The sequence below is a fragment of the Klebsiella sp. 141240 genome, assembly GCF_050600805.1.
Taxonomy (GTDB): domain Bacteria; phylum Pseudomonadota; class Gammaproteobacteria; order Enterobacterales; family Enterobacteriaceae; genus Klebsiella; species Klebsiella aerogenes.
Map to the genome: position 1 here is coordinate 50,272 of NZ_JAQIRK010000019.1, position 23,530 is coordinate 73,801.

General features: G+C 52.7%; 25 protein-coding genes and 5 pseudogenes. 14 read left to right on the forward strand and 16 right to left on the reverse strand.

What is annotated here, in order from left to right:
• Positions 1–6: 6 nt before the first annotated feature.
• The 8 genes from potI to PGQ95_RS22690 all read right to left on the reverse strand — a co-directional run bounded on the left by potI (position 7) and on the right by PGQ95_RS22690 (position 7,052).
• Complete coding sequence (gene potI, locus PGQ95_RS22655) at positions 7–852, reverse strand: putrescine ABC transporter permease PotI (protein WP_015367524.1); 846 nt, start codon at positions 850–852, stop codon at positions 7–9.
• Positions 849–1,802, reverse strand: a complete 954-nt coding sequence (potH, locus tag PGQ95_RS22660; RefSeq protein ID WP_015367525.1) for a putrescine ABC transporter permease PotH — start codon at positions 1,800–1,802, stop codon at positions 849–851. The genes potI and potH overlap by 4 nt, the downstream gene beginning before the upstream one ends.
• Before the next feature lie 10 nt (positions 1,803–1,812).
• Positions 1,813–2,946 carry a putrescine ABC transporter ATP-binding subunit PotG gene (gene potG, locus PGQ95_RS22665; protein ID WP_015367526.1) on the reverse strand — a complete coding sequence of 378 codons (1,134 nt, stop codon included), beginning with the start codon at positions 2,944–2,946 and terminating at the stop codon, positions 1,813–1,815.
• Between the two features lie 123 nt (positions 2,947–3,069).
• Positions 3,070–4,182 carry a spermidine/putrescine ABC transporter substrate-binding protein PotF gene (gene potF / locus PGQ95_RS22670; protein ID WP_032711260.1) on the reverse strand — a complete coding sequence of 371 codons (1,113 nt, stop codon included), beginning with the start codon at positions 4,180–4,182 and terminating at the stop codon, positions 3,070–3,072.
• Positions 4,183–4,512: 330 nt separating this feature from the next.
• A complete protein-coding gene (locus tag PGQ95_RS22675; protein WP_015367528.1) occupies positions 4,513–4,998 on the reverse strand; it encodes a YbjN domain-containing protein in 486 nt (161 codons plus the stop codon).
• A gap of 88 nt (positions 4,999–5,086) precedes the next feature.
• Positions 5,087–5,989, reverse strand: a complete 903-nt coding sequence (rimK, locus tag PGQ95_RS22680) for a 30S ribosomal protein S6--L-glutamate ligase (RefSeq protein WP_015367529.1) — start codon at positions 5,987–5,989, stop codon at positions 5,087–5,089.
• A 66-nt stretch (positions 5,990–6,055) separates the two neighbouring features.
• Entirely contained in the window at positions 6,056–6,778 is a 723-nt protein-coding gene (gene nfsA, locus PGQ95_RS22685; protein ID WP_087859984.1) for a nitroreductase NfsA, read from the reverse strand.
• The gene (locus PGQ95_RS22690) at positions 6,762–7,052 is read right to left on the reverse strand and encodes a YbjC family protein (RefSeq protein WP_047065002.1); all 291 of its coding nucleotides are present in this window, start codon (positions 7,050–7,052) and stop codon (positions 6,762–6,764) included. Before PGQ95_RS22690 ends, nfsA begins: the two co-directional genes overlap by 17 nt.
• A 186-nt stretch (positions 7,053–7,238) precedes the next feature.
• On the opposite strand from PGQ95_RS22690, the gene PGQ95_RS22695 reads away from it, so the two are divergent.
• Positions 7,239–7,502, forward strand: coding sequence for a GrxA family glutaredoxin (locus PGQ95_RS22695; RefSeq protein WP_015367533.1), 264 nt, complete (start codon positions 7,239–7,241; stop codon positions 7,500–7,502).
• Between the two features lie 6 nt (positions 7,503–7,508).
• Here the strand turns inward: PGQ95_RS22695 and PGQ95_RS22700 are convergent, their stop codons facing one another.
• Positions 7,509–7,892: an inner membrane protein YbjM gene (locus PGQ95_RS22700; protein WP_047065001.1), complete on the reverse strand. Its 384-nt coding sequence runs from the start codon at positions 7,890–7,892 to the stop codon at positions 7,509–7,511.
• Between the two features lie 266 nt (positions 7,893–8,158).
• On the opposite strand from PGQ95_RS22700, the gene PGQ95_RS22705 reads away from it, so the two are divergent.
• The gene (locus tag PGQ95_RS22705) at positions 8,159–9,844 is read left to right on the forward strand and encodes an aspartate:alanine antiporter (protein ID WP_101704156.1); all 1,686 of its coding nucleotides are present in this window, start codon (positions 8,159–8,161) and stop codon (positions 9,842–9,844) included.
• A 241-nt stretch (positions 9,845–10,085) separates the two neighbouring features.
• Here the strand turns inward: PGQ95_RS22705 and PGQ95_RS22710 are convergent, their stop codons facing one another.
• Both PGQ95_RS22710 and PGQ95_RS22715 read right to left on the reverse strand, forming a co-directional pair.
• Positions 10,086–10,304 carry an ogr/Delta-like zinc finger family protein gene (locus PGQ95_RS22710; protein ID WP_430919425.1) on the reverse strand — a complete coding sequence of 73 codons (219 nt, stop codon included), beginning with the start codon at positions 10,302–10,304 and terminating at the stop codon, positions 10,086–10,088.
• 87 nt (positions 10,305–10,391) lie between these two features.
• Positions 10,392–10,529: pseudogene (locus tag PGQ95_RS22715) on the reverse strand (phage late control D family protein); the annotation flags it as partial.
• Here PGQ95_RS22715 and lysC point away from each other — a divergent pair.
• From lysC to PGQ95_RS22730, 3 pseudogenes are all read left to right on the forward strand, one after another.
• Positions 10,527–10,724, forward strand: a pseudogene (gene lysC, locus PGQ95_RS22720) (Rz1-like lysis system protein LysC); the annotation flags it as partial. The pseudogenes PGQ95_RS22715 and lysC overlap by 3 nt on opposite strands.
• A pseudogene (locus tag PGQ95_RS22725) lies at positions 10,687–11,118 on the forward strand (phage tail protein). The pseudogenes lysC and PGQ95_RS22725, both read left to right, overlap by 38 nt.
• Positions 11,090–11,548: pseudogene (locus tag PGQ95_RS22730) on the forward strand (phage virion morphogenesis protein). The pseudogenes PGQ95_RS22725 and PGQ95_RS22730 overlap by 29 nt, the downstream one beginning before the upstream one ends.
• Before the next feature lie 14 nt (positions 11,549–11,562).
• Here PGQ95_RS22730 and PGQ95_RS22735 read toward each other — a convergent pair.
• Complete coding sequence (locus tag PGQ95_RS22735; protein WP_430919420.1) at positions 11,563–12,294, reverse strand: hypothetical protein; 732 nt, start codon at positions 12,292–12,294, stop codon at positions 11,563–11,565.
• A gap of 93 nt (positions 12,295–12,387) precedes the next feature.
• Here PGQ95_RS22735 and PGQ95_RS22740 point away from each other — a divergent pair.
• From PGQ95_RS22740 to PGQ95_RS22755, 4 genes and pseudogenes are all read left to right on the forward strand, one after another.
• Positions 12,388–12,552: pseudogene (locus PGQ95_RS22740) on the forward strand (phage baseplate assembly protein V); the annotation flags it as partial.
• Between the two features lie 203 nt (positions 12,553–12,755).
• A complete protein-coding gene (locus tag PGQ95_RS22745) occupies positions 12,756–13,496 on the forward strand; it encodes a hypothetical protein (protein WP_047064999.1) in 741 nt (246 codons plus the stop codon).
• A 320-nt stretch (positions 13,497–13,816) separates the two neighbouring features.
• Positions 13,817–14,515, forward strand: coding sequence for a DUF6216 family protein (locus tag PGQ95_RS22750; protein WP_087859987.1), 699 nt, complete (start codon positions 13,817–13,819; stop codon positions 14,513–14,515).
• 173 nt (positions 14,516–14,688) lie between these two features.
• Positions 14,689–15,024, forward strand: a complete 336-nt coding sequence (locus PGQ95_RS22755) for a hypothetical protein (RefSeq protein ID WP_271032247.1) — start codon at positions 14,689–14,691, stop codon at positions 15,022–15,024.
• A 75-nt stretch (positions 15,025–15,099) separates the two neighbouring features.
• Here PGQ95_RS22755 and PGQ95_RS22760 read toward each other — a convergent pair whose 3' ends face one another.
• Entirely contained in the window at positions 15,100–15,321 is a 222-nt protein-coding gene (locus tag PGQ95_RS22760; RefSeq protein ID WP_087859989.1) for a hypothetical protein, read from the reverse strand.
• 210 nt (positions 15,322–15,531) lie between these two features.
• Here PGQ95_RS22760 and PGQ95_RS22765 point away from each other — a divergent pair, with 210 nt between their 5' ends.
• The gene (locus tag PGQ95_RS22765; RefSeq protein WP_430919422.1) at positions 15,532–16,329 is read left to right on the forward strand and encodes an SDR family NAD(P)-dependent oxidoreductase; all 798 of its coding nucleotides are present in this window, start codon (positions 15,532–15,534) and stop codon (positions 16,327–16,329) included.
• Here PGQ95_RS22765 and PGQ95_RS22770 read toward each other — a convergent pair.
• Complete coding sequence (locus PGQ95_RS22770; protein ID WP_087859991.1) at positions 16,322–16,876, reverse strand: TetR/AcrR family transcriptional regulator; 555 nt, start codon at positions 16,874–16,876, stop codon at positions 16,322–16,324. The genes PGQ95_RS22765 and PGQ95_RS22770 overlap by 8 nt on opposite strands.
• A 113-nt stretch (positions 16,877–16,989) precedes the next feature.
• On the opposite strand from PGQ95_RS22770, the gene PGQ95_RS22775 reads away from it, so the two are divergent.
• Both PGQ95_RS22775 and PGQ95_RS22780 read left to right on the forward strand, forming a co-directional pair.
• On the forward strand, positions 16,990–18,192 hold the full coding sequence (locus PGQ95_RS22775) for an MFS transporter (protein ID WP_087859992.1): 1,203 nt from the start codon (positions 16,990–16,992) through the stop codon (positions 18,190–18,192).
• Positions 18,192–19,004 (forward strand): Cof-type HAD-IIB family hydrolase, encoded by an 813-nt coding sequence (locus PGQ95_RS22780; protein ID WP_087859993.1) that lies wholly within the window; start codon positions 18,192–18,194, stop codon positions 19,002–19,004. Before PGQ95_RS22775 ends, PGQ95_RS22780 begins: the two co-directional genes overlap by 1 nt.
• A 40-nt stretch (positions 19,005–19,044) precedes the next feature.
• On the opposite strand, the gene kdeA is transcribed toward PGQ95_RS22780, so the two are convergent.
• Complete coding sequence (kdeA, locus tag PGQ95_RS22785) at positions 19,045–20,277, reverse strand: multidrug efflux MFS transporter KdeA (RefSeq protein ID WP_015367543.1); 1,233 nt, start codon at positions 20,275–20,277, stop codon at positions 19,045–19,047.
• Positions 20,278–20,580: 303 nt separating this feature from the next.
• Between kdeA and ybjG the strand changes: the two genes are divergently transcribed.
• Both ybjG and deoR read left to right on the forward strand, forming a co-directional pair.
• Positions 20,581–21,174, forward strand: coding sequence for an undecaprenyl-diphosphate phosphatase (gene ybjG, locus PGQ95_RS22790; protein WP_045359985.1), 594 nt, complete (start codon positions 20,581–20,583; stop codon positions 21,172–21,174).
• Positions 21,175–21,260: 86 nt separating this feature from the next.
• Positions 21,261–22,019, forward strand: a complete 759-nt coding sequence (deoR, locus tag PGQ95_RS22795; RefSeq protein WP_015367546.1) for a DNA-binding transcriptional repressor DeoR — start codon at positions 21,261–21,263, stop codon at positions 22,017–22,019.
• A gap of 28 nt (positions 22,020–22,047) precedes the next feature.
• Here the strand turns inward: deoR and dacC are convergent, their stop codons facing one another.
• Entirely contained in the window at positions 22,048–23,250 is a 1,203-nt protein-coding gene (gene dacC, locus PGQ95_RS22800) for a serine-type D-Ala-D-Ala carboxypeptidase (RefSeq protein ID WP_045396363.1), read from the reverse strand.
• Between the last annotated feature and the right edge of the window lie 280 nt (positions 23,251–23,530).

Genomic DNA, 23,530 nt, shown 5'->3' on the forward strand with positions numbered 1-23,530 from the left:
GTGGGTTCAGCCCCTTCTTGCACGCTGGATATCGCGCACTCGCTGCTTTTCTGCGCGAGCCATTAAATACCAGGCGATAAAACCGACAATTCCCACCACGCCAAGGATTAAGGTCGCCAGGGCGTTAATTTCCGGGTTGACGCCCATCCGCACGCTGGAGAAAACCAGCATCGGTAGCGTCGTCGCCCCTGGCCCGGAAACGAAACTGGCAATGACCAGGTCATCAAGAGACAAGGTAAAGGCCAGCAGCCAGCCGGAAATGACCGCGGGCATAATCATCGGCAAGGTTATCACGAAAAACACCTTCAGCGGCGCGGCGCCGAGATCCATCGCCGCCTCTTCGATTGACCTGTCCAGCTCGCGCAGACGTGAAGAGATCACCACCGCCACATAGGCGGTACAGAAGGTGACATGCGCCAGCCATATCGTCAACATGCCGCGATCCGATGGCCAGCCGATGGAATGCCCCAGCGCGACGAACAGCAGCAGCAGCGACAGCCCGGTAATCACATCGGGCATCACCAGCGGCGCGGTGATCATAAAAGCAAAACCGTTGGAACCGCGAAAACGGCCAAAACGCACCAGCACCACCGCGGCAATCGTGCCGAGGATCGCCGCCGCCGTCGCCGCACAGGCGGCAATGGTCAGGCTTAACCCCACCGCGCTCATCATCGCGTCATCATGAAACAGCTCGCTATACCAGCGCGTCGACCACCCTGCCCATACCGTCACCAGCTTCGAACTGTTAAATGAATAGATAACCAGCATCAGCATCGGCGCATATAGGAAGGTAAAACCGAGCACGAGGATCAGAATCCGCCACGGCGAACGTACTACCGGTAAGTCATTCATCCATGATCCCCCATCTGTTTTTGCTGATGCTTGTGGAACCACATGATCGGCACGATCAGCAACAGCAACATCACAATCGCCACCGCCGATGCTACCGGCCAGTCGCGGTTATTAAAGAACTCCTGCCACAGCACGCGGCCAATCATAATGCTGTCGGGGCCGCCGAGCAGTTCCGGGATCACGAACTCGCCCACCGCCGGAATAAACACCAGCATCGAACCGGCGATAATGCCGCCTTTCGTTAACGGAACAATCACCTGGAAGAACGTTTTTAATGGCCGGGCGCCGAGATCCAGCGACGCTTCCACCAGCGAATAGTCGATACGCGTCAGCGCGGTATAAATCGGCAGCACCATGAACGGCAGGTAGGCGTAAACGATACCGATGTACACCGCCAGGTTGGTATGCAAAATCTCCAGCGGCTGATCGATAACACCAAGCCACAACAGGAAATTATTGAGCACCCCGTTGCTTTTCAGCAGCCCCATCCAGGCGTAAACGCGAATGAGGAACGAGGTCCACGAAGGTAATATCACCAACAGTAGCAGGATATTTCGCGTCGATGGTTTACTATGCGCCACCGCCCACGCCAGCGGATAGCCCAATAGCAGACAGCAAAAGGTGGAAATGGCCGCCACCTGCAACGACTGCAGATAAGCCTCAAAGTACAGCGGATCGTCGGTCAGTTGCAGGAAGTTGCCGAGGTTGAGCGTCAACGTCAGTTGACCGTCGGCCCATGACAGTAACTCGGTATAGGGTGGGATCGCCCGCGCCATTTCGGCCAGACTGATTTTAAAAACGATCAGGAATGGCAGTAAAAACAGCAGGATTAACCACAGATACGGCAGCGCAATCACCAGCTTACGCCCGTGGGCCATCTGCTGGCGCGCCAGCCACAGGGCAAAACCGCCGGGCTTTTTGCCGCCGGCTGGAGGTTCTAATGTGCTCATCGCCCTCTCCTTACACCGTCAGAACAACGCAGCTATCGGCGTCCCAGCACAAGCGAACTTCATCACCCCAGGTCGGCATGCCTTTGCGATGGCGATGTTCGTTTTGCAGCTGGGCGCTTATCATCTGCCCGCTTTTGAGACGGACATGATAGATAGACAGATCGCCGAGGTAGGCAATATGGATAACCTCGCCTACCGCAAAGTTAAAGCCGTCCGCCGGCGGTTCGTCGCAGAGCATGATTTTCTCAGGACGCAGCGCCACCCAGACCGGCACGTTATCCACCACCGAGGCATCCGGATCGACCTTCAGCGGATGTACCAGCCCCGGCGCATTCAGTACCAGACCATCTTCCAGCCGCTCTTTGACCAGCCCTTCGAAGACGTTTACCGAACCGATAAACTCGGCGCTATAGCGAGTCGTCGGATGTTCATAGATCTCCTCCGGCTCGCCTATCTGCACGAACTTGCCGCGGTTCATGATGGCGATACGACCCGCCATGGTCATCGCCTCTTCCTGGTCATGGGTGACCATCACGCAGGTGACGCCGACGCGCTCAAGAATATCCACCACCTCAAGCTGCATCCGGTCGCGCAGTTTTTTATCTAACGCGCCCATCGGTTCATCGAGCAGCAGCAGTTTAGGCCGCTTCGCCAGACTACGCGCCAGCGCCACGCGCTGACGCTGGCCGCCGGAAAGCTGGTGCGGCTTGCGTTTGGCGAACTCCTGCATATGCACCAACGCCAGCATCTCCTGGACGCGGGCGTTAATCTCCGCCTTCGGCAGCTTGTCCTGCTTGAGACCAAAGGCGATATTTTGCTCAACAGTCATGTGCGGAAACAGCGCGTAAGACTGGAACATCATATTGATCGGCCGTTGATACGGCGGCACGCGCGCCAGGTCGACGCCATCCAGCACAATCTGCCCGGCGGTGGGCAACTCAAAACCTGCCAGCATGCGTAGCAACGTCGATTTCCCGCAGCCGGACGCGCCCAGTAAGGCAAATATTTCGCCTTTATAAATGGTGAGATTGACATCATCGACGGCGTGTTGCCCATCGAAGGATTTGGTTAAATTACGGATTTCCAGCAGCGGGGTCAGCGCTTTGGGGGCTTTCGCCTGTGGGCGGGGCATTGCGTCATTCACTCGGGTGCTCTCCGGCAAATACAATCACCGTATGGCCCGGTTGCCATACATTCTTCAGTTCTATGTCCACCAGCGAACAGCAGGTCAGACCTTTACAGGCCCGGCGTACCGGGCCTGATGGCGTTATTTCCCGCTTTTCACTTTGGTCCATGCGCGGGTGCGCACGCGATCAATCTTCGGATCCTGCACCTTGAGGGTGAACAGCTTGGCGAAGACATCCTCCGGCGGGTAAATCGCTGGGTTGTTACGGATATCGGCGCTGACCAGCGGCGTCGCCTCTTTGTTGCCGTTAGCGTAGTAGACGTGATCGCTGATGTGGGCGATGACCTCCGGGCGCAGCAGATAGTTCAGGAACTGATAGGCTTCGTCTTTATTTTTGGCATCCGCCGGCATGGCGAAGACATCAAAGAAGGCCAGCGCCCCCTCTTTCGGAATGAAGTAGGAGATATTGACGCCGTTCTTCGCCTCTTTGGCCCGATTCGCCGCCTGCCAGACATCGCCCGCCCAGCCAATCGCAACGCAGATATCGCCGTTTGCCAGGTCATTAATATATTGCGAAGAGTGGAAGTAACGGATATTGGGCCGCAGCTTCAGCAGCAGATCGGTTGCCGGTCCGGTGTAATCATCGGCTTTGGTGCTGTTTGGATCTTTGCCTAGATAGTTCAGCACCGTCGAGAAAATCTCTTCCGGGGCATCAAGGAAGGAGACGCCGCAGCTTTTCAGCTTCTCAAGGTTTTCCGGTTTCAGCACCAGATCCCAGCTGTTTAACGGCACGTCTTTACCCAGCGCCGCTTTCACTTTATCGACGTTATAGCCGATGCCGGTGGTCGCCCACATGTACGGCATCGCATATTTGTTATCGGGATCGTGACGCGCCACCAGTTGTAAAACTTTCGGGTCGAGGTTTTTCCAGTTCGGCAGTTTACTTTTATCAAGTGGCTGGAACACTCCGGCCGCCAGCTGGCGTTCAAGGAAGCTTGCCGACGGCACCACCAGATCGAACCCGGTGCTGCCGGCCATTAATTTACCTTCCAGTACCTCGTTGGAATCAAATACGTCATACACCACTTTAATTCCGGTCTCTTTTTCAAAATTGGCGACCGTGTCCGGCGCAATATAATCAGACCAGTTATAGACGTGCAGCGTTTTTTGTTCCGCTGCGAGCGAGCCGGCAGAAACGGCCATCAGCGCACCCGTAATCACACCTGTTAACCATTTTTTACCCAAGGCGGTCATATCTCTGTTTCCTTCTCAAGGCCCGTTAATTCACGGACGCAATAGACGAACCTGAACGCATGCAAGAATCATGCATATTTTTCATTGCCTGAGATAAGGAGAGGAAACCTCTCCCTGATTGGCTGCCCGCAAATGGACGCCTCGCCAGAATAACTGTAGCCAGAATAAGAGGATATAGCCCAGGCAAAAAAACGCCCTGGATCATATTTCCAGCCAATAAAGGTCTACGAGATAAAAGCGAAGCGGTAAAACAGCAGTGAATAATTCTTTAAATGAGGGTTTGTGACAGAATAAATAAGCAACCGCCATCGCAGCGGCTGCTTTTATTAATTAGTGCAGAAAATGGTATTGCACTTCTTCGGCTGCGGCCTCTTCTTCCTGCTCTTCCGCTTTATACAGCAGTTGATTGGCGCCGGCTTCCAGAATGACCATCGAGACCTGCTCTTCGCTCTGGCGGAAGAACCAGGCAAACTGTTCAAGCGTGACGCCCGCGCCAACGGGCAGCGCCTGGCAAACCACCAGCTTCGGCAGGTTATCATCCTGAATATCAAGGAACGCTTTTACGGTCAGCGAACTGGCGTTAATCGCCGACAGGTCCGCCGATAGCGGCAGTAGCGCCGAAGGCTTCACTTCCGCCAGCGCCGAAAACAGCACCACGTTGTCCAGCAGGTCGATTTTGGCATCGAAAATACCGTCGAAATTCTGCATATGCGGCAAGTGCAACGCCTGGCAGGAGTCGCACTCAAAAAAACTGATGCCTAACTCGTCGAGCCAATGACGTAATGTATCAAGACCCGGAACGACCAGTGAATCCATAGTGCCTGTGACCTCTTGCTGGATAAAAAACGACGCATAGCTTACGCAAAAAATGCGTCGCATTCCATGAAAGGATAACGAAGTGACGCTACCCTCCCATTTTTAGACAATATCCAGGCGTGGCCTGGCGCTCGATCCACGCGATCATTCGCCCGGCAATATCGACGTGAGTGGTGGTTTCAATCCCTTCCAGCCCCGGTGACGCGTTAACTTCCATCACCAGCGGACCGCGGTGGGCGCGCAGGATATCCACGCCTGCCACGTCCAGACCCAGCGTTTGCGCTGCTTTAATCGCCATCTCCCGCTCCTGATCGCTAAGCGTGGCCGTAGTGGCGACGCCGCCGCGGTGCAGGTTAGAGCGAAAATCGCCCTCCTTCGCCCGCCGCTCAATCGCCGCCACTACTTCATCGCCAACCACCAGGCAGCGGATATCGCACCCTTTTGCCTCAGCGATATATTCTTGCACCAGAATGTGCGCATTAAGGCCCCGGAAGGCGTCAATCACGCTTTCCGCCGCCTGCCGCGTTTCCGCCAGCACCACGCCGATCCCCTGCGTCCCCTCCACCAGTTTAACCACCAGCGGCGCGCCGCCCACCATCGCGATCAGATCGCTGGTGTCGTCCGGGGAATGGGCAATGCCGGTGACCGGTAGGTCGATCCCCTGACGCGCCAGCAACTGCAGCGAGCGCAGCTTATCGCGGGCGCGGGTAATCGCCACCGACTCGTTTAGCGGATAGCTGCCCAGCAGTTCGAACTGCCGCAGCGCGGCGGTGCCGTAATAGGTGATAGCCGTGCCGATGCGCGGAATGACTGCATCAAAATGGGGCAACTGTCGCCCTTTGTAGTGAATCGAGGAGGCCACCGGGCTGACGCTCATATAGCAGGAGAGCGGATCGAGGATCTCGACCTGATGCCCGCGTTTTTGCGCGGCTTCACGCAAGCGGCGGCAAGAATAAAGCGTTCCATCCCGGGATAATATAGCGATTTTCACCCAACACCTCTTAGAAAATAACTGGCAGCCAGCACTCTGCGTTTGCAGGGTGAAGTGTATAGGGAATCAGCGCGTTGCCCAGCCCTGTTTATGCAAATAGTCGAGAATAAACGGCCGGCTCTCTTTGATGATGGTGCGGCGGATATGGTCGCTCCAGGTATCGCGGCGGGTATTGCTGCCGCGCGACAGATAATAGTCCGCCAGCTGTTCGTCGTACTGCGCCAGCACCTGTTGATCAAGCGGCTGGTAGTGATTCTCATGCACCAGCATCGCAGGCGGAATACGCGGCTTAACCTGCGGGTCGTCGGCAGGCCAGCCAAGGCACAGGCCAAACAGCGGCAACACGTGTTTCGGCAGCTGCAGCAGCTCGGTTACCGCGTCAATGTTATTACGCAGGCCGCCAATATAGACGCCGCCTAATCCCAGGGATTCCGCGGCGATTAAGGCATTCTGCGCCATTAGCGCGGTGTCGACGACGCCCAGCAGCAGCTGTTCAGCCAGTCCCAACTGCGCTTGCGGGCAAATTTGCAGGTGGCGGTTGAAATCGGCGCAGAATACCCAAAACTCCGCCGCCTGCGCCACGTGCTGCTGGCCGCCGGTCAACGGAACCAGCTGCTCACGCATCTGCGGGTCGGTAATGCGAATAATCGAGGTACATTGTAAAAAGCTGGAGCTGGATGCCCCTTGCGCCCCGGCGATGATAGCCTCACGCTGTTGGTCGCTAATCGGCGCGTCGGTAAAATGGCGGATGGAACGGTGGTTGCGCAGCAGATCAATGGTCGGCGTCATGGCGTTTTTCTCTTTCGGACGGGGTAGAAGATGAGGTTTTATTATCGGTCAACTGCGGCGCGACAATTTTCGCTATTCGCCACATTAAGGCTATCGCCGCCGGGATCATCAGCAGGATCCCGGCAAAGATCATGATGAGCGCCGCCGTCGGGCTGGCAAACGGCGCCGGCAGCTGAACATACTGGTTCAATGACAGCCAGGCCAGCGTCAGCAGCGCCATGCCGACGAGCTCAACAATCAGAATACTTTTGGGTAATGCGGCAGGCGATCGCATAACGCTCCTCAATATACTCATGCCGCGCACATCGCTGGCGGGTCTGTATAGGGTCTTGCAGCAGATGATATTTATCAAGCATAACCCGCAACCATCGCTATAAAAGGTAAAACCTTCTTCCCCTTGCTAACGGAACGCGGCATCATAGCCACATTCGCCATCCGGCTGAGATTTAAGGAGAGAAGCATGTTTACCGTTATTTTTGGTCGCCCAGGTTGCCCGTATTGCGTTCGCGCCAAAGAGCTGGCTGAAAAACTGAGCACCGAGCGCGATGACTTCAGCTATCGCTACATTGATATCCACGCGGAAGGCATCAGCAAAGCCGATCTGGAAAAAACCGTCGGTAAGCCGGTAGAAACCGTACCGCAGATTTTCGTCGATCAGAAACACATCGGCGGCTGCACGGATTTCGAAGCCTGGGCGAAAGAAAATCTCGGCCTGTTTGCCTGAGAGACTTCACTCTTCCATTGAGTGCCTGCGTCTGGCGTCCAGCCAGACGCTAATAAATAAAAAGCATAGCGCCCCGAGCGCGCACCAGAACACCGCGCTAAAAAGCCACGCCAGTTCCTGCCAAAACGATCGATGAGTAATAAAGAACATCCGCATCACCACCAGACAAACCGGTGCCGCCAGCATGGCGCCAATCAGCGGACGTATGACGCGCCGGCCTGGGGATAAACAGCTCGCCACCGCGCCAGGCAGCACAAAGAACAGCAGCCCAAGCTCGGGGTTGCCCGTTTGCCGAAAAGCCCCTTTCATATGCAGCAACAGCGATAAACAGACCACAATAAACAGAAAGAACCCACAAATTATACCGGCCCACGCGCGCTCAGATTTCACGACATCCTCCTGATTTCGCCTCTAACTATCTTTCACTTCATCCAGTCAGAAATAGCATTCTGGCAGTCCATGCTTATAACGCTCCCGTCAGAGTAAAACGATTGTGACTAGCCGCAGCAACCAGGAAAGATTAAACTAGCGGCACTGTTTTATCGGTATTAACGGGATGCCAGAATAACGTTCGGCATAGTGCGAACGCTTGAGCAACCTTAGACCAAAAAACCATTTCCTTCAACAACTTACTAGTAAACGAGAAGTTGGCTTTCGTGAATATAAACGTCGCAGATTTGTTAAACGGGAATTACATCCTGTTATTGTTTGTTGTACTCGCACTGGGTCTTTGCCTGGGGAAACTTCGCCTCGGGTCAGTACAACTTGGTAATTCCATTGGCGTTTTAGTCGTTTCTTTATTATTAGGTCAGCAGCACTTCGCCATTAACACTGATGCGCTAAATCTTGGCTTTATGCTGTTTATTTTCTGCGTCGGCGTCGAAGCTGGCCCCAACTTTTTTTCGATTTTTTTCCGCGACGGCAAAAACTATCTGATGCTGGCGCTGGTGATGGTGGCCAGCGCGATGTTAATCGCTATGGGGTTGGGCAAATTGTTTGGCTGGGACATCGGCCTGACCGCCGGGATGCTGGCGGGCGCCATGACTTCCACCCCGGTGCTGGTGGGCGCCGGCGATACCCTGCGCCACTTCGGCATGCCCAGCGATCGGCTGGCGCAGTCGCTTGACCACCTGAGCCTCGGTTACGCCCTGACCTACCTGGTTGGCCTGGTGAGCCTGATCGTCGGCGCGCGCTATATGCCGAAGCTGCAGCATCAGGATCTGCAGACCAGCGCCCAGCAGATCGCCCGCGAGCGCGGTCTGGATACCGACTCCAAGCGTAAAGTCTATCTGCCGGTTATCCGCGCCTACCGCGTCGGCCCGGAATTGGTCGCGTGGGCGGACGGCAAAAATCTTCGTGAGCTGGGGATTTACCGCCAGACCGGCTGCTATATCGAACGTATTCGCCGTAACGGTATCCTGGCGAACCCGGATGGCGACGCGGTACTGCAGATGGGCGACGATATCGCGCTGGTTGGCTACCCGGACGCCCATGCCCGCCTCGACCCAAGCTTCCGTAACGGTAAAGAGGTGTTTGACCGCGACCTGCTCGATATGCGTATCGTCACCGAAGAGATTGTGGTGAAGAATCATAACGCCGTCGGCCGCCGCCTGGCGCAGCTGAAGCTGACCGATCACGGCTGCTTCTTAAACCGGGTGATCCGCAGCCAGATTGAAATGCCAATCGATGATAACGTGGTGCTTAATAAAGGCGACGTGCTGCAGGTGAGCGGCGACGCCCGCCGCGTAAAAACCGTCGCTGACCGCATCGGCTTTATTTCGATTCACAGCCAGGTGACCGACCTGCTGGCTTTCTGCGCCTTCTTTATCGTCGGCCTGATGATCGGCATGATCACCTTCCAGTTCAGCTCGTTCAGCTTCGGTATCGGTAACGCTGCCGGCCTGCTATTCGCCGGTATTATGCTCGGTTTCCTGCGCGCCAACCATCCGACCTTCGGCTATATCCCGCAGGGGGCGTTGAATATGGTGAAGGAGTTCGGCCTGATGGTGTTTATGGCCGGGGTCGGCCTGAGCGCCGGCGCGGGTATTAATAACGGTCTGGGCGCCATTGGCGGGCAAATGCTGGCCGCCGGTCTTATCGTCAGCCTGGTGCCGGTGGTGATCTGCTTCCTGTTCGGCGCCTATGTGCTGCGCATGAACCGCGCGATGCTGTTCGGCGCGATGATGGGCGCACGTACCTGCGCCCCGGCGATGGAAATTATCAGCGATACCGCGCGAAGCAATATTCCCGCGCTCGGCTACGCTGGCACCTACGCTATCGCCAACGTGCTGCTCACCCTTGCCGGTACGCTGATCGTCATCATCTGGCCGGGCCTTGGCTAGCCCCGGCCGAAAATTTTTAACTTTTTCGCAAAAAAATCGGTGATGAACAGAACTTTTTCCCAGGATGTCAGTCATAACTAGTGCCACTGCTTTTCTTTGATGTCCCCATTTTGTGGAGCCCATCAACCCCGCCGTTTAGGTTCAAGGTTGATGGGTTTTTTGTTGCCTGAATTTTACGACCTTTAAAATCATTGAGTTACAAACCCTCTTTTTAAGTCATGGCGACAAATTGGCGACAGCCTCAAAAAGATAGTGCTGCCCGGCCTGAGTTTGAGGGGTGAGGCTGCACAGGATGTGCCTCTTTAGGTGTAGAGATTGAGCGCACAAAAGTCTCATGCGTTACGAACGTATGGCTGCAGTTGATATTCTGGTACTGGTTGTAACATTCTTTGGTCCTTGAAGAGACCTGGAAACTGCTGCGAGTATGGGCTGCACTTCCACACAATGGGCAAATCATCATTTTTACGTTCTTGCTATTTTTCCTGAAATCGCAACAATGATACGACATTATCTCATTTTTTGAACTTTAAGTTCTTTTTTGAAAACTTCAGTCCATTGCTAAATCATCAATTTTAACTTCCAGCTCGATGCTGGTTGTAAATCCGCTATCCAGGTTGACCGTGTGCGTTAACGTTGTGATGGTCAATTCCGCATCATCAATGGGCTGTTTAAAGCCTATGACCTTACAGTGAATGGTTGTCCTAGGGTGACACAGTGCCGCCTGGAAAAGTCAGCAGCACGCACTAACGTTGATTTGCTGACGGCGCTGGATGAGGCAGAGGCCGCCTGGTAGGTCTGTGCCAACAAGTTGGATACGATAATTTCCTGCCAAGGACGAAATAATGAACAAACCTCAGTCCTTACGCCGCGCCCTGAATAAGTCGGTTCAGTATGTCAGGGGCAACCCGGACAAGCTGCATCTGTTCGTCGATAACGGCTCAGTGGTGGCAACCGGCGCAGCGTCGTTGTCCTGGAGGTATCGCTATACCCTGAACGTGGTGATCGTGGATTTCAGCAGCGATCAGGGTTTGCTGATGGCTCCCGTGCAGACCTAGCTGATGGATAACCAGCCTGATGCTGTCCATAACCCGGAGCTGCGTGAAAAGCTGTTTACGTTTGAGGTGGATATTTTGCACAATGATATCTGCGATATCAGCCTGAACCTGCAACTGACAGAGCGCGTGATCGTCAATGCTGATGGTGACGCATCCAGCATCGAAGCGGTGCCGGAACCGGACGATCCGGATGAAATGTGGGCGGTGCGCCGTGGCTAAGTTGCAGGAAGTTGACGCCTGTTAGGTGCGCTGCTGGCTGGTCTGGAGCCTGCCGCGCGTAAGCGCATGATGCGGGAGCTGGCGCGGCAGCCAGCAGAAAAATATCCGGATGCAACGCAATCCGGACGGCACGGCATACGAACCGCGTCGGGTACCAGTCCGAACGAAATAGGGCCGCATCCGGCGGCAGATGTTCGCAAAACTTCGCACCACTAAATACCTGAAAACCGCCGCTTCTGCAGACTCTGCAAGCGTGGAGTTTGCCGGGCAGGTTCAGCGGATTGCCCGGGTACATCATTGTGGCTTACGGGACCGCGTGAGTCTTAGAGGAGTAGAGATTAAGTACTCAGAAAGGAAATTGTTAGGATTAAATAAAAATGTCAGAACCTCTGTCGAAGAGGCTCTGATACGATGGTATTTAAATTGTTAAGGCTGGGACTTCTCTTATTTGAAAATTTTGTGTTCATTTAGTAACTCTGTTGAAATATTGTTGCTTATTAACCTCACAAGCCCCCCACATAAGTTAAAGGAATATCTAAAATAATCTAGGTCAGGTGTTAAATAGTTTTTTGCATCTGGTTGCAGCCCAATCTCTGCTAATCTTCTTTCGTAACGAGAGTCTTTTATCCAGTTATTATGAACGCCTGTGTCACGTCTTGCTTTTATTTCAATATATTCCTTTAGATATGGCTCGATAGCTTTTTTATCTATTTGTATGAGTTTGCAAAATTTATTGATGTATTCTTTAGGTGAGCCAAAGGTAAGACTTGCAACGCCTTCATTGACAAGGTAGTCAAAAAGTTCATCTTCTGATAAAGCCTTAATGGCTCCATAATCACATTTAACTTTATCAAGATTTTCAGGTCGGAGTTTAAATATCAGTTTCGCTATTTCGATTATATAATCCTCAAATGCTGATACTAGTGAACTAAAGCACAACGATGGCATGTGTTTTGATACTAAATCGTGACGAATACCCTTTTCTGAGATTTCAGGTGAGTTTTCTTCTAAAAAAGACTCAAGTTGTATATATGCAGCATGAAGTTCTGGGTTCATTTTTTCGTTAGCATGAGAGATAGCAACGCTTTGGAAGATAATAGTTCTAAAAAGTGTATCGGCTTTAATAAAATATGATGATGAAATTTTATCCAAGGAGGTATAGGGAGCAGAGTGCATATAAGTATCTCCAATTAATGTGCTAATTGTATCGGTGCTCAAACATAAGTTGATTGTGGATGCGGCTGATCTGTTTAGTCAATGATACAAAGCATGAACGCACAACTCACAGGAATCATGCGCCTTGTCACCAATCTGATCCGCACCGGCATTGTGACCAAAGTGGACCAGGACGGCTGGCTGTGCCGGGTGAAAACAGATGACCTCGAAACCAACTGGATTAACTGGCCGACCTACCGTGCCTGGAAGCCGCGCACGTGATGGTGTCCATCGCCGGGTGAGCTGGTTGTACTGTTCAGTCTGGGCGGAAGATCTCTAAAAGTGAATGGGCCGTTTTGCCGGGATACTTACAAAACCGCCCTGCACTTTAATCCATTAGCGACGATGCCCTCTAGCCTAGTTGAGCAAGGGATGATAAAGTCATAACTTATTCATAAGCTATTGATAAAAGGAAATTTTACATGATAAAATTCATCAATAAACCTGGTCATGTCCCAATCCACGACTTTGGCTTTAATATCATGTTATTACATGGCTTTATCAACCAAACGGAAGCTTCAATTAGAGATAGTATAACTAAATATGAAGTCGAGGGGCCTGAGACGTTTGTAATAGAAGATTATCCCGAAGATGATATTTATATATCCATCGATAGCTACATGGGGATTGATGACCAATCTGTAAATCTTGATGACATATTCAAAAGATACTATCCAAGCATAATGAGACGTTCTGCATTATTAACAATTATTGGTCTGTTAGAGCATGAAATCGAAAAATTCTGTATCAGTTACTCGAAAAGACATACAACGAACATCAACCTTAACGACTTAAAAGGAATGGGCTTTGAAAGAGGACATCGGTTTATTAAAAAGGTTGTTGGTTTACGTAATTCTAAATCCTTTCCTAAAATAACTAAAATTATAAAACTAAGGAACTCTTGTGCGCATAATGATGCTCGTTTAGTTAGCAATGATAACCAAGAGATTCCAGAAATCGTAAGACTTCTCGATCAGCATCCTGATATTCTTGAGAGAGATGGGAACCAGGTGCTTTTCAATGAAGGTGCTCTGGTGACATTTTTGAACGTTTTCGAAGATTACATCAAAGAAATAGAAGCTCATATTAGTCCACCCCGCCAGGCACCAAAGCTTTTCCATAGTGGCGACAAAGTGGCGGCAGCGGTTGGCAATACCCCGTAATCGTCACTTCTCACCACCAAACTAACTTATTGATTATATTACAAATAATTATTTTTACTAACCCGTTTACATAAATGGGTTTTTTGTTGCCTGAAATTCAGCTTCCTTAGAATCAACCTCTTAGCAGACAACTCGTTCCTGAATGGCGATGACCTTCCCGTGAAAGCTGCCCCACTCTTACAGAAGTCTCTGGTCTTGCTTTCTCCTCGCAGAAAAGCACTTCCTTAACATTTGATAGTTACTGCTATTGAATTGACGTACTTATCTTGCTATGTAAAAACGTAGTGTTGATACTTTACTTCTACTGATAAGGAATTCAGATGTTAACTCAAAGTCTTATAAATATATTCAGCAAAGAAATGATAGGGACGGTTATCGCCGCCCTGCCCATCATAAAAGCCATTTTAAATTACTTAAACAAACCTTTAGATGACATCGATGATATATATAAAAAAGCCAAATTAAGCACATGGAGAATTCGTTTTTTCATGATCAAAATATCAACAAAAGAGATACCCAGACTGACTCGCGCAAATGTGATATTGTTTTCTATCGTATTATTATTTCTTTTCGGCAGTTTAGCAACCAGTTCATATTATGGCGTGAAGCTATTACAAATACGTCCGGGCTGGACATCTTTAATTCTTAAAGAAACGGATGAATGGTTTTTAATCTCGGAAACAGAAGCATCAGAACACGCATTCCATCCCTCCTGGCATCTCACAGAAAAAAGCTGTATCTCTGGCGAGGCCTCGCACCTGGTAAATAATAAAATAATAACACCACAACTGGGGAGATTTATTTGTGATTCCTTCACCAATGCGGATGACAAAGAGAACATAATGAAATCTATTAAAGATACCACTCATAACAAACCTGTCATCACCTTTCTCATCTCGATCATTACCGTTGGCTGTCTATGGTTCATAACCAGCTTAACATTGACGTTAATATATACTCTCAGACTTAAAAAATTTATTATCCGGGAGCATGAAAAAGCCTATGACTATCTAACATAGCACTCCAGCCTTTAGCTTAGGGGGTGAGAACTCTGTTACATTTGTCATTTGCACGACGTATATTACCAGTTCCGGTAATATTGTTACTGGAACTGCCGAGCCTATCATCCTGCAATAATTGTTGATATTATTGTCCGCAACGATTAAGAGGTGTTTCGGTTGAAGGTAAAAATATGATTGATGTACAGCAGGAACAAAAACTTCAGGAGCACGGTTTTACCAGCAAAGAGATTAATATGCTGCGAAAAGGACTTGAGAGTCCACAACGTAAAGATCAAAGCCTGCAGGCCTTGTTGAAAGAACTGAGACGTCGTTTTTACATGTCCTGTATTATTATCATTGCCCTGCTTATCTTTTGTAGCTACGCGATGCTGACTAATGATACCGGTAATGGGCTGGCTTACTTTGCTGTGACTGCAGTTTGCTGCACCTTTGCACTAATAGCTACCCCTTATCCGCTTTCATGGAAAGCGATAACATTCTTAAGAAAGAAACTCTACCCAAATTAATTTAACACGCAATTTTTTCATCAGTACGATACGTTCTCCCTATATTGTATAACTGATATATCCTCAACATGCCACTTAAATATCCCCTCTTAAATAATCGGCGATAAAGCTTATCAAGCACACCAGCGTAAAACAGATGGCGAAACCACCCAGCTTGAATAACCAGCCATCCAGAGCAATAAAACAAACCACAGCGGCGATAGAGAAGCTGCCTGTTCCGACAGCTTCAAATATATTGATTGCATGAATACAGATCTTTTTACATACATAGCTTGAAGAGAATCTTTTTGGTTTCATTGGCTCTCTCTTATCCCTGCATCAGGTAACCCAAGGCTAATCAAAAGCGGGTCTATTAGCCAGTAATAATTAAAATATTTCCTTATTAAATCAACAAGTTAAGCAAACACCTAATAAGAAAATCAATCACTAAACGTAAGTACCCCCTCCTTGCACAGTCTATTTTTTCACCCATACTTTGCTGATCCAGTCCCACATAAGGCGCTCTTCATGTTGCTTAAAGATAAGACCGTGGTAATTTTCGGCGGCAGCGGCGCGATTGGCCGCGCGGCGGCGCTTGCCATGGCGAAAGAAGGCGCGCGGATCTTTCTGGCCGCCCGGCGGGCGGATAAGCTGGAAAAGGCGGCGGCTGAGATTCGCGCCGCTGGAGGTATCGTCGAGACTCTGCAACTGGATGTGCTGGATGGCGAGCAAACTGGCGCGCAGGTGGCCAACCTGGCCGGAAGAACCGGCGGGATTGATATCGTAGTTAATGCCACCGGCTTTCACCACGATCAGGGGAAAACGCTGGCACAATTATCCCTTGTCGAGTATCACCAGGGTTTTGTCCCCTTTCTTGATGCCCAATTTACTATTGCTAAGGCAGTAGCGCCGTGGATGGGTGGCGAACGCGAGAGCGTCATAATTACCACTATTCCTCCTTCCGCGACGATGGCCGTTCCTGGACACCTTGGCCATATCGTCGGCTGCGCCGCAATGGAAGCCTTTATCAAAGCATTGGCCAGCGAACTGGGGGCAAAAAATATCCGCGTGCTCGGCGTGCGGTCGCACGCAATAGCGGATGCGGTGCTGGCGGGTTCTTATACTGCCGAGGTGTTTGCGCCTAAAGCACAGGCGCTGGGCTTGAGCGTTGAACAGTGGCTGGGTGGTGCGGCGCACGGCACGATGCTGCAGCGGTTGCCAACGCTTGCGCAGATAGCCGGGGTCATCACCTTTCTCGCCTCACCGTCTGCGGCGGCGATGACCGCCACGGTGGTTAACGTCACCGCGGGGGCGACACTTAGCTAGCGCCATTCTCCCCTGCCAGCCGCGCGACCATCAGGCGAATCGCCGCTTTCGACAGCGGCGCGCTATCGGTCACGAAGTGCAGCGTCATCCCCTCGATAAACGCATCCAGCCCACGCGCCGTCGCCGGTTCAAACCACTGCTCCAGCGTTTGCTGGCTGCGTAGCATCCAGCTCTGCATGACCGCTTTCAGCGCTGGACGGCTGCTGCAAAACGCGTACAGCTGGTACATTAACTCCATATTACGCGCAGTGGTCACCTGAGCGCTGAAGATAAGCTCGGCGATAGCGTCGCAGGCCTGCTGGCGGCTGCCGACGCCGTCGAAAAATTGCTGATACTGCGCCGACATTTCGACGGTGAAGTTACGAAACGCTTCCTCAATCAGCGCCTCAATACCGCTAAAATAATAGGTCAACGAGCCCAGCGGTACCCCGGCGCAGCTGGCGATTTTACGGTGTGTTACCGCATGAATACCGTGTGCGGCGATGGTATCCAGCGTCGCCTGCAGGATGCGCTCGCGCCGCTGCGGATCGTTCGGTCTGCGGGTCATCGATGTGTTTTTCCCCTCTGTGCGCTATGCAAATCAAGCGATAGCGGAATGTGTACAAATGTACACAACCTTGTTACTGTTGTCTGCAACTCTTCTTTCTCGGGCGTTTATGGATGACGGCGCAAACTTCTCGCAAAGCCCTCCAGCTTCGGCTGTGGGCGCTATTTATGTTCTTCTTTATTCCCGGCTTATTGATGGCCTCCTGGGCCACCCGTACGCCCGCGATTCGCGATTTACTGACCCTTTCCACTGCTGAGATGGGGATGGTGCTATTTGGCCTGTCGATTGGTTCGATGAGCGGCATTCTCTGTTCAGCATGGCTGGTGAAGCGCTTCGGTACCCGTAAAGTCATCCGCACCACCATGTTGTGCGCCGTGGCGGGCATGCTGGTGCTAAGCTTCGCGCTGTGGCTCGCCTCTGCGCCGCTGTTCGCCTTTGGGCTGGCTATCTTTGGCGCCAGCTTCGGCTCGGCGGAAGTGGCGATTAACGTCGAAGGTGCCGCCGTTGAACGGGAAATGAATAAAACCGTGCTGCCGATGATGCACGGTTTTTACAGCTTCGGCACCCTGGTGGGCGCCGGCATCGGTATGGCGGTGACCGGTTTTGGCCTGCCCGCCGCGCCGCATATTCTGATCGCCGCGCTGGTAGCGATTGCCCCCATCGTTATCGCTATTCGAGCCATCCCCGACGGTACCGGCAAAAACGCCGCCGAATCCGCCCATAGCGAGGCCAAAGGCCTACCGGTCTGGCGCGACGTGCAGCTGTTGCTGATCGGGGTGATCGTGCTGGCAATGGCCTTTGCCGAAGGTTCCGCTAACGACTGGCTGCCCCTGCTGATGGTCGACGGCCATGGCTTTAGCCCTACTTCCGGTTCGCTGATTTACGCCGGTTTCACCCTCGGCATGACCCTCGGCCGCTTCACCGGCGGCTGGTTTATCGACCGCTACAGCCGCGTCACCGTCGTACGCGCCAGCGCGGTAATGGGCGCGCTGGGTATCGGGCTGATTATTTTTGTCGACAGCACCTGGGTTGCCGGGGTATCAGTACTGCTGTGGGGACTCGGCGCTTCGCTTGGTTTCCCGTTGACGATTTCCGCCGCCAGCGATACCGGCCCGGATGCGCCTAAACGTGTAAGCGTCGTGGCGATTACCGGCTACCTGGCTTTCCTCGTCGGGCCACCGCTGCTGGGCTTCCTTGGCGAACACTTTGGCCTGCGTAGCGCCATGATGGTGGTACTTGGCCTGGTGATGGTGGCGGCGCTGGTAGCCCGCGCGGTAGCCAAACCGCAGCCTGAACCTGTGATGGAGAATAGCTAATGAGCATCAAACTAATTGCGGTAGACATGGACGGCACCTTTTTAAGCGATGCCAAGACCTATAATCGCCCACGTTTTCTGGCGCAGTATCAGCGCATGCGTGAACAGGGTATTCGCTTTGTGGTCGCCAGCGGCAATCAGTATTACCAACTGATATCGTTTTTCCCGGAGCTGGTCGATGAAATCGCCTTCGTCGCCGAAAACGGCGGTTGGGTGGTGAGCGGTAAAGAAGATATCTTTAACTGTCAGCTGCCGACGACGCATTTCAACGCCGTCGTCGACCACCTGCAAACGCTGCCGCATATCGAAATTATCGCCTGCGGCAAACGCAGCGCCTATACGCTCAACAGCTATAACGACGAGTTAAAAGCGGTGGCCGCGAAGTACTATCACCGTCTCGAACTGGTGGATGATTTTAACCATCTCGATGACGCGATCCTCAAATTCGGCCTGAACGTGCCGGATCATCTGATTCCGCAAATTCAACCGAAGCTGCACGCGGCGCTGGGCGATATGGTTACCGCTGTCGCCACCGGCTACGGCAGTATCGATTTAATCATCCCTGGCGTGCATAAAGCCAACGGCCTGCGCATTTTGCAAGAGCGCTGGGGCATTGAGAACCATGAAGTGGTGGCCTTCGGCGATAGCGGTAATGATATTGAAATGCTGCAGCATGCCGGTTTTGGTTTCGCCATGGCGAATGCCAAAGCGGAGGTCAAAGCCGTCGCCAGTCATCATGCGCCGCATAATAACGAAGAAGGCGTATTGCATATTATTGATAAGGTATTGAATCGCGAAGCGCCGTTCGCCTGATGAAACCCCGGATGCCTTTGGGCATCCGGGTTGCTAAGTATCACGCCTGCTGCGAACTGCCGACGCTTTTATCTTTCAGGAAGTAAATAATCAGCCCCAGCCATAGCACCCCGCCCAACAGGTTAAACAGGCTGAACAGGCCGTTGCCACCAAGCTCATAAGCATGCTTGCTAAGCTCAATGCCTACGGTAAAGATCAGCATCTGCAGCATGCCCATCGCCGCCGATACCGTCCCTTTACTCATCTCGCTGGCGAACAGCGTTAAGCGCACCAGCCCGGCGTTAGCCAGGCCAATTCCGAAAGCGTAGAAGCTCAAACCAGCGGTCATCCACAGATAAGCATGGGACGAAACGACCGTGGCCGCCGCCGACAGGAGCAGGCCAAACATAATCGGCCAGCCGCCCATAATAATCAACGAGCGTACCGAGCGGCGCGAGGTCAGACGCGCCAGTACAAGGTTGCCGGCGATCAACGCGCCGAAAATCGGCACCTGCAGCATGCCGTACTCATAGCTGGTGGCCTGCTCGCCGCTGATAATAATGACCGGCGATTGCGCAATCCACGCCAGCAGCGGCAGGCTAACAAAACCGGTCGCCAGCGCCCCGGCGACAAAGCGCAGGTTTTTCAGCACCAGACGATAGTCGCGCCCCAGCTCTTTTACCGACAGCTTTTCCCCCATCCGCGTCGCCGTTTCCGGCATCGCCCGCTGCAGCCCGACAAAGGAGATGGCCGCCAGCACGGCGAACAGCACAAACATCATCTCCCACGGCAGCATATGCACCCAGGCAGCGCCGACCAGCGGCCCGAGCAGCGGGGCAATTAGCGCCACGTTAGCCATCAGGGCGGTAATTTTGATGCATACCGCCTCCTCAAATGACTCCTGTATAGCCGCATAGCCCACCGCGCCGATAAAGCACAGGCTGATGCCCTGCAGGAAACGCAGCAGGGTAAATTGTTCAATGGTTTGCGCCAGCAGCGTCGCCAGACAGGTGACGATAAACCACACCACCCCGGTCAGCATCACCGGACGGCGGCCAATACGATCCGACAGCGGCCCCAGCAGCCACTGCAAAAACATCCCCCCCGCCAGATAGGCGGTCATAGAGGTGGGAACCCACTCATTGCCGACCTGAAACTCCTGCACCACCGCGAGCATACCCGGTTGGATCATATCGTTGCCGATATAGGTGGAGAATTCATATAACACAAGGCACAGCGGGAACAGCAACGCCTGACGACCGAGGCGTTTACCTGATAGCGAATAATTCTGCATGCAATCTCTTAATTAAAAAAAAATCGCGCAAAGTTTAATGAAAGTCGACCCGTGGAGATAGTGAATTGTGAGTGACAATGAAAAATATCGCCAGCCCACATTCCGGCATGAAACTAATATTTATATTTCGTTTATGTTTCAATGAGATTACAGCCGATATACTTTCTCGGTCGACATGCTGGCAAGGGCATCTGACAGGTATATTTCGTAACAAACTGATAATTAAGACAATGCTGCTTTACCTTATCGTTTCCTTTCAATAAGGTGAGCGGCTTATTGCCATCGTAACCAGAGACTGGAAGCATGCTGGAAAATATCAACTACGCGCTGTTTGCCCTGATTAACGCCACCCCGGCCTCCTCGTGGTGGGCGATTGAGGTCGCCACGTTTATTGCCAAAGACTTAATTATCATTGTGCCGCTGCTGGTGGTGGCGCTGTGGCTATGGGGGCCAAACCAGCGTCAGTTGGTATTCAAGGTCATGCTGGCCCTGGCCCTGAGCCTGTCTATTTCGTGGGTTATCGGTCATCTGTTTCCGCATGACCGGCCGTTTGTTGACGGCGTCGGCTATAACTTCCTGCATCATGCGGCGGATGACTCGTTCCCAAGCGATCACGGCACCGTCATCTTTACCTTCGCGCTGGCGTTTTTATTCTGGCACCGGGTGTGGTCCGGGGCGCTGCTGCTGGTCATCGCCTCGGCGATTGCATGGTCGCGCGTCTATCTCGGAGTACACTGGCCATTGGACATGCTGGGCGGGCTGCTGGCCGGCATGTGCGGCTGCCTTGGGGCGCAACTGCTGTGGCAGAGCGGCGGTCATGGCCTCTACCAATGGCTGCAACGTTTGTATCGTCTCTGCTTCTCGCTGCCGATTCGTAAAGGCTGGGTACGCGGCTAACGTCTGACAGGTGACGAACCCCTCGCTGCCGGGTAAAATCAAGCTGACGCCCTGCCCTTGCAGGGCGATTTTAGCTCAGAGGGTATATGGAAACTCGTCGTGACGAACGCATTAACCAGCTCATTCAGGCACTCAAGCGCAGCGATAAACTTCACCTGAAAGAAGCAGCCTCGCTGCTTGGCGTGTCGGAAATGACCATTCGTCGCGATTTGAACGGCCACAGCGGCCCGGTGGTGCTGTTGGGCGGGTATATTGTGCTGGAGCCGCGTAGCGCCACGCACTACCTGCTGAGCGATCAGAAAACCCGTCTGGTGGATGAAAAACGCCGCGCCGCGCGCCACGCCGCCGGGCTGCTTGAAGCGCATCAGATGGCCTTTTTTGACTGCGGCACCACGACGCCATGGATAATCGACGCTATCGATAACGAGCTGCCGTTTACCGGCGTATGCTACTCGTTAAATACCTTTCTCGCCTTGCAGGAAAAACCGCTGTGCCGCGCTATTCTTTGCGGCGGCGAATTCCACGCCAGCAACGCCATCTTTCTGCCGCTCAGCCTGCAGGATACCCTGAGCCACCTCAGCCCGGATATCGCCTACTACTCCGCCGCCGGTATCGACTGCGAACAAGGCGCGACCTGCTATAACCTGGAAGAGCTGCCGGTGAAACACTGGGCCATGAATAATGCTCGCTACCATGTGCTGGTGGTCGATCACAGTAAGTTTGGCAAAGTGCGGCCGGCGCGGATGGGGGAGTTATCGCGTTTTGACGTCATCGCCAGCGACGTTCGCCCGGATGACGATCTGCTGGCGCTGGCGAAAGAAAAGCAAATTTCACTGCTGTACTAACCGCGCCCCATAGGGCGCGGCCTGTCGCTTAAGAGAACCAACTGCCGAACCAGCCGTGCAGTTTCATCAGCACGAAGTCGACCATGCGGCTGAAGAAGCCGCCCTCTTTCACTTCTTCCATGACGATCAGCGGGCGCTGTTCAATGGTTTTGTCATTGAGTTTAAAGTCGATGGTGCCCACCACCTGCCCTTTCGCCAGCGGCGCGGTGAGCTGCGGCTCAGTCAGGCTGTAGCTCGCTTTCAGGTTTTTCAACTGCCCGCGTGGAATAGTCACCGATCCGGCTTCGCCGGCGCCCAGTTTGACTTCATTACTGTCACCGAACCACACGCGCTGAGAAATAAAGGTGGCATCCGGTTTGATTGGGGTAACGGTTTCATAGAAACGGAAGCCCCAGGTCAGCAGTTTTTCGGACTCATTAAAGCGGATACGGTCAGTTTTAGTGCCCAGTACTACCGCGATAAGGCGCATATCGCCCTGGGTGGCGGAAGAGACCAGGTTGTAACCCGCGCCGGCGGTGGTGCCGGTTTTCACACCATCGGCATTGAGGTTGGTGCTCCACAGCAGACGGTTGCGGTTTGGCTGGCGGATTTTATTGAAGGTGAACTCTTTTTCTTTGTGTACCGCGTACTCTTCCGGCACATCATGGATCATCGCTTTGGTCAGCAGCGCCATATCGCGAGCGGTGCTGAACTGCCCCGGCGCGTCCAGCCCATGGACGGTTTTAAAGGTGGTGTTAGTCAGGCCGATTTTCTGCGCATAGCCGTTCATCAGGTTGACAAACGAATCCTGGCTACCGGCGACATAATCCGCAATGGCGATGCTGGCATCGTTACCGGACTGAATTATCACGCCCTTATTGAGGTCTTCAACCGATACCTGCATGCCTGGCTTCAGGAACATCACCGAGGAGCCGCGCAGCGCCGGGTTACCGGTAGCCCACGCATCGCGGCCGACGGTGACCGTATCGGTCAGTTTGATTTTGCCTGCTTTCAGCGCCTGGCCTACCACGTAGCTGGTCATGATTTTGGTCAGGCTGGCCGGGTCGAGTTTCTCGTCGGCATTGCCTTCACTCAATACTTTGCCGCTGGCATAGTCCATCAGGATCCAGGCTCGCGCATCAATCGATGGCGCATCCGGAAGTTGATCCGCCGCCTGCACAGCAGGGGCCACGAGAAGTAAAAGCGCGCAGCCTGCCGCGAGGCCGCGAAGGGAAAAAGCATCATGCGTCATAAGAGCCACCCAAGTATCCTTTCCAAACAAAATATGCCGCAACACTCTTGCCGCACAGCACAAGGCGGTGAGTAAAGCGTACAAATGACCTTAAAGAAACAGCGAGTTGGTAAAGTTTTTAAAGTTTACGCAATAACGACGCTGCCTGCTGAAAACAAGGCAATTTTTTTGATCGTGATTGCCTTAATATTAACTTTATTATGGCAAGAAAAAATTTACCTTTCAAAAATCAATGATCTAACCACATTTCAATAAGATACGCCCTTTCAGCTAAAGACAA